The organism is Agarivorans sp. (assembly GCF_050295395.1).
GTDB lineage: Bacteria > Pseudomonadota > Gammaproteobacteria > Enterobacterales > Celerinatantimonadaceae > Agarivorans.
Genome location: NZ_JBNKPP010000279.1, coordinates 1 through 10840, shown reverse-complemented (window position 1 = coordinate 10840; position 10840 = coordinate 1). Strand labels below are relative to the sequence as shown.

Annotated in this window: 10 protein-coding genes; 7 read left to right on the top strand and 3 right to left on the bottom strand. The window is 44.5% G+C overall.

Features of this window, described 5'->3' with window-relative positions; all coding sequences use genetic code 11:
* The 6 genes from ACQY6Q_RS16620 to ACQY6Q_RS16595 form a co-directional block, all read left to right on the top strand.
* A partial coding sequence (locus tag ACQY6Q_RS16620; RefSeq protein WP_427983175.1) for a sigma 54-interacting transcriptional regulator occupies positions 1–783 on the top strand: 783 nt, incomplete at its 5' end.
* 73 nt (positions 784–856) lie between these two features.
* Entirely contained in the window at positions 857–2455 is a 1599-nt protein-coding gene (locus ACQY6Q_RS16615; RefSeq protein WP_427983173.1) for an ABC transporter substrate-binding protein, read from the top strand.
* Between the two features lie 3 nt (positions 2456–2458).
* Entirely contained in the window at positions 2459–3424 is a 966-nt protein-coding gene (locus ACQY6Q_RS16610) for an ABC transporter permease (protein ID WP_427983170.1), read from the top strand.
* Complete coding sequence (locus ACQY6Q_RS16605; protein WP_427983168.1) at positions 3411–4298, top strand: ABC transporter permease subunit; 888 nt, start codon at positions 3411–3413, stop codon at positions 4296–4298. Before ACQY6Q_RS16610 ends, ACQY6Q_RS16605 begins: the two co-directional genes overlap by 14 nt.
* Positions 4298–5305, top strand: coding sequence for an oligopeptide/dipeptide ABC transporter ATP-binding protein (locus ACQY6Q_RS16600; RefSeq protein WP_427983165.1), 1008 nt, complete (start codon positions 4298–4300; stop codon positions 5303–5305). Before ACQY6Q_RS16605 ends, ACQY6Q_RS16600 begins: the two co-directional genes overlap by 1 nt.
* Positions 5298–6077 (top strand): ATP-binding cassette domain-containing protein, encoded by a 780-nt coding sequence (locus tag ACQY6Q_RS16595; protein ID WP_427983162.1) that lies wholly within the window; start codon positions 5298–5300, stop codon positions 6075–6077. Before ACQY6Q_RS16600 ends, ACQY6Q_RS16595 begins: the two co-directional genes overlap by 8 nt.
* 41 nt (positions 6078–6118) lie before the next feature.
* Here the strand turns inward: ACQY6Q_RS16595 and ACQY6Q_RS16590 are convergent, their stop codons facing one another.
* Positions 6119–6946: a PEP-CTERM/exosortase system-associated acyltransferase gene (locus tag ACQY6Q_RS16590; protein WP_427983159.1), complete on the bottom strand. Its 828-nt coding sequence runs from the start codon at positions 6944–6946 to the stop codon at positions 6119–6121.
* A 301-nt stretch (positions 6947–7247) separates the two neighbouring features.
* Here ACQY6Q_RS16590 and fabV point away from each other — a divergent pair, with 301 nt between their 5' ends.
* Positions 7248–8453: an enoyl-ACP reductase FabV gene (fabV, locus tag ACQY6Q_RS16585; protein ID WP_427983156.1), complete on the top strand. Its 1206-nt coding sequence runs from the start codon at positions 7248–7250 to the stop codon at positions 8451–8453.
* A 48-nt stretch (positions 8454–8501) separates the two neighbouring features.
* Here fabV and ACQY6Q_RS16580 read toward each other — a convergent pair whose 3' ends face one another.
* Positions 8502–8861, bottom strand: a complete 360-nt coding sequence (locus ACQY6Q_RS16580) for a DUF2850 domain-containing protein (protein ID WP_427983154.1) — start codon at positions 8859–8861, stop codon at positions 8502–8504.
* 64 nt (positions 8862–8925) lie between these two features.
* Positions 8926–10815 carry a SurA N-terminal domain-containing protein gene (locus ACQY6Q_RS16575; RefSeq protein ID WP_427983152.1) on the bottom strand — a complete coding sequence of 630 codons (1890 nt, stop codon included), beginning with the start codon at positions 10813–10815 and terminating at the stop codon, positions 8926–8928.
* Positions 10816–10840 lie beyond the last annotated feature (25 nt).

Sequence of the window (10840 nt, the reverse complement as noted above, 5' to 3'; positions counted from 1 at the left end):
TTAAACCCAAACCTTATTGAATCTGAATTATTTGGCCACCAAGCTGGCGCTTTTACCGGTGCCAGCCAGCAGCGTATTGGCCGCTTTGAACAAGCCAACCATGGCACCTTATTTCTTGATGAATTGGCCACCATGCCAAACGAAGTGCAAGAAAAACTGTTACGTACCATCGAGTATGGAAAAATTGAACGTTTAGGTAGCAATAAAACCATTGAGATTGATGTGCGGCTCGTATGCGCAACCAACCAAGATTTGCCGCAGCTAGTTGAGCAAGGGTTATTTCGCGCCGACCTGCTCGACCGCTTATCATTTGCGGTAATCACTCTTCCACCACTGCGCCATCGCCAAGCAGACATTAGCCTGTTAGCCCAACACTTTGCCGATAAAATGGCCCGTGAGCTAAGTTTTGCTCAACTTCCACAATTTGGCGCTGAGGTTATGCGGCGCCTAGAGACTTACTCCTGGCCTGGCAATATTCGGCAGCTGAAAAATGTAATTGAACGAGCAGTAGTAGAAAACAGTAACGCTAAGGGTAAAATCAACGATGTTGACTTTGACCCCTTTGCCTCGCCTTGGCGACCAACAAGCTTTTCTGCAGTTAGCGCTGAATCCGATAACGAATTAGGATTTAACCAACAGGTGGCCGCTTTTGAGAAAAAGCTGATTCAACAAACTTTAGAAAAACACCACTATAAACAAACCCTAAGCGCTAAAGCCCTGCAAATCAGCTACCATCAGTTAAGGGGTTTAATCAAAAAACATTGTATTAATACTCGTGGCTAGGTCTTTCATTGGTTGAGTAACCCTGAGGGTTAATGGTAAATTATCAAGCAGTTATCAGGATATCAGCTTTCACATGAATGCATTCTCAATTAGCACAGTGATGTGCTTCGCTTTGTTGCTACTGGGTTGTGAGCAACCACTAAACGTTAAGAAGCTTGGTTTAGTCTATTGCACCGAAACCGCACCACACTCTTTTAACCCGCAGTTGGAAAGCTCAATGAATGCTGTTGCGGTCACCTCGCGCCATCTTTATGACCGGCTGGTAGAGGTTGATCCTATTACTCAGCAATTAGTCGGTGGCGTGGCACACAGCTGGGAAGTCAGTGAAGACGGTTTACGCTATCGCTTTAACTTACGCCAAGGGGTCCACTTTCACAAAACCGACTATTTTAGCCCTAGCCGCGACCTGAATGCTGATGATGTTATGTTGAGTTTTCAACGCATCATCGACCCAGAACACCCTTTATATATTTTGGCTAATGGCGATTACCCTTTCTTTAACAACATTGGTTTCGCAAAAAAAATCAAAAAACTGCGCAAACTTTCTGAATTTTCAGTTGAATTTGAATTAAACCAACCCGACGCGGCTTTTTTAGCCAGCTTAGCCAGTGACTATGCGGTTATTTTATCCGCCGAATACGCCAAACAGCTTGAAGACAAACACTTGTTAGGTTTGCTCGACCAGCAGCCGATAGGCACCGGTCCCTTTTATTATGCGAATCAACGCAAAGATCACTTTATTCGTTATTACCGTCATTGGCTGCATTGGCGTGGCGCCCCCCCGATGCACCAATTGGTGTTTGATATCACCCCCACCTCGTCGATTCGTTTGGCTAAACTATTAACCGGGCAATGTGACATCATGGCACAACCAGCAGCCAACCAGCTTGAAGTGCTGCGTCAGCGAGAGGATTTATTGGTATCGGTACAAGCGGGATTAAACGTTGCTTACTTGGCCTTTAATACTCAAAAAACCCCATTTGCCGACGTTCGTGTGCGCCGCAATGTGGCCGGTCTCATCGATAAACAACGCATCGTTGACTCGGTTTATTTAAATACCGCTGAAATCGCCAATAGTGTGCTGTCGGCCTCGTCTTGGGCCTATCGCCATCAGTCTAGCTCACCCCAGCCGGACCATTTGGAATACCCCTATATGGAAAAAGCCAAACAGCAGACGATTGAATTTTGGGTACTTAATGAAGCCAGCAGTTATAATCCGCAACCGCACAAAACGGCTGAACTCATCAGAAATGACCTCACCAAGCAAGGTTACCAAGTTAACGTGCGTTTATTCGACTGGGAGGTATTACGTCGCTATTTACGCGAACCAGAGGTGAATTACGATTTACTACTTATTGGTTGGTCTACCGACAACAGCGACCCCGATGATTTCTTTAGGCAACAGTTTGCCTGTGAAGCAGTACTACAAGGTTATAACTATAGTCGTTGGTGTAATGGTCAAGTAGAATCTCTGCTCGATGCAGCTATTAGCTCGACCAGACTTGCCGACCGCTTAAAAAATTACTATAAAATCCAACAAATTATTGAGCAAGATGTGCCCGTGCTACCGTTAACTCATGCTTTAAAAATGTATTCTTACAGCGACACCATTACCGGCATTACTTGGAATCCTTATGGGGGCGTTTCTTTCAACAACGCCTATAGGAAGTAAGTTATGTTACGTTACCTAGTTCGTCGCCTTAATTTACTCATCATTACCTTTTTGGCTATCAACTTGATCGCCTTTGTTTTCCAACAAAACCAAACTATTTATGTTGCCAGTGATGACGCTTGGCTGGCGCAGTTTTTAAATTTTGTTTGGCATAACCTGAACGGTGAGTTAGGCATTTCCCATGTTAGTGGCAAACCGGTATTTGACGAGCTATTAGTTTTTCTACCAGCCACCTTAGAGTTATGTTTTTCAGCCTTCTTGTTGTCGTTTCTAATTGGCGTTCCACTAGGCACTTTGGCGGGCATCTACCATCAGCACTGGATAAGAAACCTAATCCTAAGTGTCACCATGGTGGGTTACAGTATTCCTGTATTTTGGCTAGCCATGCTGTTGGTGATGAACTCTTCACTAATGCTAGGTTGGTTTCCAGTATCTGGACGTTACGATTTATTGTTAGAAATCCCCCAAATTACCGGCTTTGGCATTATCGATGTATTTTGGCTTGAGCCACAAGCGCGCTGGCCAGCTTTTATTAGTATAGTCAATCATTTAACCCTACCCACCTTGGTGTTAGCAGTGGTGCCAACCACCGAGGTGATTCGTCAGCTGTCCAACTCCATGGCCAAAGTAATGAACGAAAGTTACATCAAAGCAGCGACTACCAAAGGCTTATCAAAATGGCAAATTGTTAGCCGTCATGCGCTACACAATGCCCTTCCCCCCATTTTACCAAGCCTAGGCTTACAATTTGGTAATGTGCTGACCATGGCCATGGTATTAGAAGTAGTGTTTGCTTGGCCAGGCATTGGCCGCTGGCTTATTTCCAGTATTTACCAGCAAGACTATATAGCCATTCAAGGCGGCATGTTGGCCGTTGCGACCTTGGTTATCACCACCTTCGTAATAACCGATATATTTACTGCATTGATTCACCCACTACGCCGAAGAGAAGTCTATGCTCAATACTAACGTATTCGCCGAGACCACCGTCTCCAGTACTCTGCAGCGAGCGCTCAATCGCTTTCGAGACAACTCTATCGCCATGGTCGGCTTTTGGTTCTTTTTAGGCTTTGTTCTGTTAGCCTTGTTTGGCCCACTTATTGCGCCCTATCCCTTAGATTTTCAAACAGACAACTTGTTTCAGCCGCCATCGTGGAATCAAAATGGCCACGTTGATAACTTTCTTGGCACTGATGATTTAGGTCGTGATGTACTAAGCCGGCTAATCTATGGCTGTCAGCTGACCTTTGGCGGGGGCTTGGTGGTGGTAATTATTGCCGCTTTAATTGGCATACCTGTGGGTATTTTTTCTGGCATGAGTAAGGGAATTAAAGCCAGTGTCCTACACCATGTAATGGACACCGCCTTATCCATACCCTCATTGCTGATTGCGATTATGGTTGTATCATTCCTCGGTCCAGGTTTAGAAAACACCCTAATAGCCATTGCACTAGCGCAGATACCACAATTTATTCGCTTTACCTATATTGCGGTATCGACAGAGGTACAAAAAGAGTACATTACCGCAATCCGCCTCGATGGCGCCACCAACTACCGAATCATTAAAAATGGTGTATTACCGAACATTGCCGACTCAATAATTTTTCAGGTGAGTCGCAGTTTTTCGTCTTCACTCATCGACATTACCGCCCTTGGTTTTATTGGTATTGGAGCCCAAGCGCCTTTACCTGAATGGGGCGCGATGCTAGGCGGAAGTAAAGACCTACTATTCTCAGCCCCATGGACAGTAACCCTACCCGGTTTTGTCATTATGATGAGTATTTTAAGTGTAAACATGGTGGGAGAAGGCTTACGCCAGGCCATGTTAGAGGGGGTCGACTAATGGCATTGTTAGACATTCGTAACCTAACTATCGAGATCAACACCCCCACAGGCATTGTTAAAGCGGTGGATAAAGTGAGCTTAACCATGGCCGAAGGCGAAATTAAGGCCTTGGTAGGCGAATCAGGCTCAGGGAAAAGCCTAATTGCCAAAGCCCTGTTAGGCGTAACTAAGCCCAGCTGGACGGTTAAAGCCGACCGTATGCGGCTTGGAGATGTAGACTTAATGTCGCTCACTACCAGACAACGTCGCAAAATTCTGGGTAACGAAATCGCGATGATTTTCCAAGAACCCAGTTTGTGTTTGGACCCATCTGAAGAGGTGGGCAAACAGATTGAAGAAGCCATTCCCTGCCATAATATTAAGGGCGGATTCTGGCGCCGCTTTCAATGGCGAAAAAAACAGGCACAAGCACTACTGCACAAGGTGGGGGTGAAGGATCACCATAAAGTAATGCGTAGCTACCCCTACGAATTATCAGACGGGCTCTGCCAGAAAGTGATGATTGCCATGGCCATTGCGGGGCAGCCTAAGTTATTAGTGGCAGATGAACCGACGACTTCGATGGAAGTGACTACAGCCAGTCAAATTTTGCGCTTGCTACATAAACTGAATAAGCTGCATAACACTGCCATTTTGTTGATTAGTCACGACTTAAGCACCTTATCAGACCTCGCCGATACCATCAGCGTGATCTACTGCGGACACATGGTTGAAGTAGGACGCTCCGACCAAGTTGTAAATAACAGCCACCACCCTTATACGGCCGCATTACTGAGCTCTGCGCCACAATTTGATAAACCCTTCGAGCGCAAGGCGCTATTACCGGGTTTACCGGGCTCAATCCCCGCGTTGCAGCATTTGCCGATTGGCTGCCGTTTAGGCCCAAGATGCCCAAAAGCTCAACGTAAATGTGTGATTCAACCGAAGTTAAAAAAATTGAAAGGCCACCAATACGCCTGCCACTACCCATTAAATATTGAAAAAAAGGCCAGCAACAATGGCTAATTTATTGCACGTTAGACACTTATCCCAACATGTATATATTCACAAGGGCTGGTTGAGTCGCCAGCGTTTTGCGGCGATAGATGATGTAAGCTTCGACTTAAACATGGGGGAAAGCTTAGCTATCATTGGAGAATCTGGCTCTGGGAAGTCTAGTTTAGCAAGAGTATTGGCGGGTATTAATAAGCCCAGTGGTGGAGATATTTTTGTTAACGGCGAAGCCTTAACCTTTGGTGACTATACACGCCGTTGCCGACTAATAAGAATGATTTTTCAAGACCCGAACAGCTCGTTAAATCCGCGCTCCAATATTGGCCGTATTTTATCTGCTCCGCTTTCTCTGAACACTTCGATGAGTATAGAAGAACAACAACAGAAAGTGGTCGCTACACTGAAGCTCGTCGGTCTATTAGAAGAACATGCTGAATTTTTCCCGAACATGCTTTCCAGCGGACAAAAACAACGAATTGGTGTCGCTAGAGCGTTAATACTTAGCCCCAAAATTATTGTTATCGACGAAAGCCTATCGGCCCTAGACATTTCAGTTAGAGCACAAATTATTAACTTACTTTTAGAATTACAACAGCGTTTTGCGATTAGCTATATCTTTGTTTCCAACGACTTAGGCTTGGTTCATCATTTCTCTGACAAGGTGCTAGTGATGCAACAAGGTAAAGCCGTCGAACTTAAGAACACCGAACAGTTCTTCGCTGAACCAGAACATGAATTAAGTCAACGCTTACTCAACGCCTATAAAAATGCCTTTAGAAAATAGCTAACAGCTTGCTCAGCTCGGATCGGGGTGAACGCTTTGGCTCACGCGAGCTGAGCGATATCAAGCGATAAAGCCACTTCTCTTTCAATCATCTCCATCAAAGGTCGTAAGGTAATCGGCAAGTTACTTCTGATCCTTTCGGCAGTGATATAATAAGGCGCTCGTTGGCCATGATATTCAACCACCGGACCAATTTGCTGAAACTTAATGCCTAACAAAGCGGTGCTGCGCGCCAGTCGCGGCTCCATCATCACATAAGCATGTTTAATATTATTTCGTTCAGCCAAAACCGTGGCCGCTAAATACATACTAGCGGTAATAAATGGAAAACAGCGCAACTCTTCTTCGTAAAGTTCGGCTACATTGATTCCGCCAATGGCTGATTGTTGAAATTGATCCGCTTTACGCCGACGAAAAGAAGCGCGTAGTGCCAAGCGTGATATCTCGCAAATATCTTCCCGAGCAAAATTTTGCGGATGCAGCGCCAAATCGCTAATTGCCCCCTCGCAATATTTTTCCAAGGGCAATAATTGTTGGCCACTTGGCGCTACAACTCTTACGGTACTGGCATAAGTATTTGAAGATTTATGTCTTACCAAACAGTATTCAGAATAGTCGTCAAACTCATCTCGCTCCAGCTGTTGCGGGTTAGTCGGCTCAAAGCCTAACTCCGTGCAATACACATCATGGCGGATCCGATAAACACTCCGAATATCCTCAGTGTTAGCAGCAACCAAAGGCTGAAAATATCTAGCATAGTGAGCGGCGATCTCTTCTGCTTTTTGCTGGGCGGCATATTGGGTAGTTTTACTGGTGGGTAAACCCACTATTTTCCCTTTTATACTGGTCGGCAACATATTGCTTTTCAAATCTTCACCTTAGTCCCTTAAGTGACAATTGAATTATTAGAACATTCCTATACGCTGATTTATTGATACTATCTAATAACAAAGATGTATAGTGTTTTTTGACTTTTCATTGATAACACAACTACCTGATTTAACAGCTTTAAGCCTGACAAGCTGGTGTCGATACGAAGATTGATAGTTTAACTGCTCTGATCAGCTGGGTCGCATGCCACTTTAAAAGTAAACATGCTAAAATTACGGCATTTTTAAGACTGTCAATTAGACCGAGCATATAACAATCGGGTAAGTTTAAGGAATTAGCATGATAATCAAACCCAAGATCCGTGGCTTTATTTGTACAACAACTCACCCAGTGGGTTGTGCTGAAAATGTACAACAACAAATTAACTACACCAAACAGCAAGGCAAAGTAGCAAATGGACCTAAACGGGTATTAGTGGTGGGCTCATCAAGCGGATACGGCTTATCTTCTCGCATTGCCGCGGCGTTTGGCAGCGATGCAGCCACTATTGGGGTGTTTTACGAAAAACCAGCCACCGAGAAAAAAACCGGTACTGCTGGTTGGTACAACGCTGCAGCCTTTGACCAAAAAGCTCACGAAGCAGGCTTATATGCTAAAAGTATTAATGGCGACGCGTTCTCTCATCAAGCCAAGCAGGCAGCCATTAAACTGATCAAAGAAGATTTAGGCCAAATTGATTTGGTGGTTTATTCTTTAGCCTCACCTGTACGTAAACTACCCGACACTGGCGAGCTAATTCGCTCTAGCTTAAAACCAATCGGTGAAACCTATACCGCTACAGCCGTAGATACCAATAAAGATACTATTATTGAAGCCAGTGTGGAGCCAGCAACAGAACAAGAAATTGCTGATACAGTAACCGTTATGGGCGGTGAAGACTGGGAATTATGGATTAACGCCCTAGATGAAGCAGGCGTGTTAGCCGAAGGCTGCAAAACGGTGGCTTATAGCTACATTGGTACCGCTCTAACTTGGCCCATCTATTGGGACGGCGCCTTAGGTAAAGCAAAAATGGATTTAGACCGAGCAGCTACCGCCCTAAACAATAAACTGAGTGATAAGCATGGCAGTGCCAATGTCGCCGTATTAAAAAGCGTTGTTACACAAGCTAGCTCCGCGATCCCAGTGATGCCATTATATATCTCTATGGTATTTAAAATCATGAAGGAGCAAGGCTTACACGAAGGCTGTATGGAGCAAATCTATCGTCTATTTAACGAACGTCTATATCGCGAAGACCAACAACCAGCGGAAGTTGATGAAAACAACCGGTTACGCCTCGATGACTGGGAACTACGTGAAGACATTCAACAAGCCTGTGTCGATTTATGGCCACAAATTACCACTGAAAACCTTAAACAACACACCGACTACGAATACTATAAAGCAGAGTTTTTGAAACTATTTGGCTTCGGTGTTACTGGAGTGGATTACGAAGCAGATGTGAACCCACTAGTCCCTTTCGACGTAGTGAATATTGACTAATCCATTATAACGATTAACTAGCAGCCCCAAGCTCGTTTTGGGGCTTTTTTATTCAATTCTATGGTAGCGAATACGACCCGCCCTAGGAATATAAGCATCCAAGGTCTGACCATCTTTAGATACCCGATACTCCACCACCTTATCGGCGGATTTAACGACCACTCGATTACCATCAATTTTATATTCGGTAGCCACTTGGCTACTAGACTTCACTTGCCCACTTTCGGTAAAAACTAAACGTTCTCGCTTACCATAAAACTCATGCTCAGACTCCCACGTACCGAGTAGAGGGTTAAGCTGATGACTCACTTGAGCACCAATTAACTGCGGATAAGCAAAATAAACAAATGTTAATACGCCAAGAGCGATACCAAACAACGCGGTGAGTAATATGAGGGTCTTTTTCAATTTCAACTCCATAAAAAAAGGACGTTTAACGTCCTTTTTTCAGTACCTTACTTAAGAACTAAGCTTACAATAAGTTTTCGATTTCTGCTTTACTTTTTAGCACATCGAGCAACACTTGATAACTTGCTTCTGTTTTTACACTATTCAGTTGCTGTAACCAACGCTGAGTTTCGCTTGGGTCAACTGACTCGGCTTCATTCACTGCAGTGATTTGAATAACAACTTGGTCACCATTCATGGCAGTGATACGTTCTGCCACTTTCTGCTCACTAGGCTTAGCCATACTAAACAACTGACGCACCACCTGAGGTTCTAACTCTTGGCTGTCGCGCCCAACCTTAAACTTGGCTTCAAGCTTGAGGTTTTGCTCGTACAGTAAGGCATCTAAGCCTTCTCCTGACAGCATCGCCTGTTTAATGTTATCAGCGTATTGTTGCGCCGCCTTGGTGGCTTTCGATTGAGTTAGCGCGCTAACAATTTGAGGCTGCACTTCTTCGAAGGACTTCAACACTGAAGGCTTATGAGCAGTAACACGAACCACGATATTGCTTTCTTCAGCTAATTGAATAGCGTCGCTGTTTAGTCCTTCGGCAATAAAGTCTGGATCAAACAGCTTGTTTAACACCTGAGCTTGAGCTAATTCACCATTAGCATTTGAGCGAGTTAAACCGCTAAGCGTTTTACGCTCTAAACCCGTTTCCTTAGCCACTTCAGCTAATGAATCAGGTATTTCAAAGGCGACTTCCGCTAAACGTTGAGCTTGAGCATAAAAAGCACTTTGAGCTTGTTGCTGCTGCAAACGCTGACTAATTTGTTGTCTAACTTCGCTTAAAGGTTGAGCTTGCTCAGCTTGTAACTCTAGTAATTTGATAATGTGAAAACCAGCATCCGTTTTCACTACATCACTCACTTGGCCTACTTCGCCGATCGCAAATAACGCAGTATCAAATTCCGCAGGTAAAACACCACTTTCAAACCAACCTAGCTCACCGCCATTTTCAGCACTAAAACTCTCTTCAGAGGCTTCGACAGCAACGCTAGCAAAGTCTTCACCATTATGAATACGCGCTAATAAAGCTTCTGCTTTGGCCTTATCCGCAGCTTCATCATCACCAAACTTAATCAAGATATGAGCAACTTTACGCTTCTCTGCTTGGCTATAACTTGACAAATGAGCTTGATAATATTGTTCGATTTCCTGCTCACTGGGCTCGATAGTTTTAGCTATCTCATCGGCATCAACCACGATGTATTCAACATCTATAGATTCTTCAGTTTGAAAACTGCTTTGATGCTCTTGATAGTAAGCTTGCATTTCGTCTTCGCTAGGTGCCTGTTGTGTCGCAAAATTATCGACAGGGACCGTCACATAACGCAGATCTCGTGTTTGTTGATTCAGCTTCACCAACAGTTCAGCTTCACCCGGTAAAGCGAACTCGCTTCCCAATAAGGCTTGCTGTAATTGGCGACGGGTTAAATCGGCGCGAATAATATCTCTAAACTGTGCCGGCTGGAGGTTGGCGCGATATAGCACAGCAAGATAACGCTCGTTATCAAAACGGCCGTCTACTTGAAACTCTTGCATGCCTAGTATTTGTGATTTCACTTGCGCATCACTAACACGTAAACCGTACTTGTCGGCTGCTTGATCTAATAAGCGCTCATTAATTAAATTCTGCAAAACGTCATTTCGAAACTGCGCGATGTAATTGGGATCGGCAGCTAATTGATTAAATGCATCTCCGAACTGACTCTCTAAGCGAGCACGCTCATTTTGATACGCCTGATCAAACTCTGCGCGGCTAATCGACTCACCATTGACTTCAGCGGCTAATTGCTCACTTGGGCTCGCAATGTAGCTACCTACACCAGCCAGAGCAAAAGATAAAATGACCAAAACTAGAATGATTTTGGCTACAGGACCTTGGCTTCCTTCACGGAGCTTTTCCAACATGCTTAATTACTCTTTACCACATTTA

Coding starts and splice junctions, on each gene's coding strand:
- ACQY6Q_RS16615 (WP_427983173.1), top strand. CDS start 857: ATGAATGCATTCTCAATTAGCACAGTGATGTGCTTCGCTTTGTTGCTA.
- ACQY6Q_RS16610 (WP_427983170.1), top strand. CDS start 2,459: ATGTTACGTTACCTAGTTCGTCGCCTTAATTTACTCATCATTACCTTT.
- ACQY6Q_RS16605 (WP_427983168.1), top strand. CDS start 3,411: ATGCTCAATACTAACGTATTCGCCGAGACCACCGTCTCCAGTACTCTG.
- ACQY6Q_RS16600 (WP_427983165.1), top strand. CDS start 4,298: ATGGCATTGTTAGACATTCGTAACCTAACTATCGAGATCAACACCCCC.
- ACQY6Q_RS16595 (WP_427983162.1), top strand. CDS start 5,298: ATGGCTAATTTATTGCACGTTAGACACTTATCCCAACATGTATATATT.
- fabV (WP_427983156.1), top strand. CDS start 7,248: ATGATAATCAAACCCAAGATCCGTGGCTTTATTTGTACAACAACTCAC.
- ACQY6Q_RS16575 (WP_427983152.1), bottom strand. CDS start 10,815: ATGTTGGAAAAGCTCCGTGAAGGAAGCCAAGGTCCTGTAGCCAAAATC.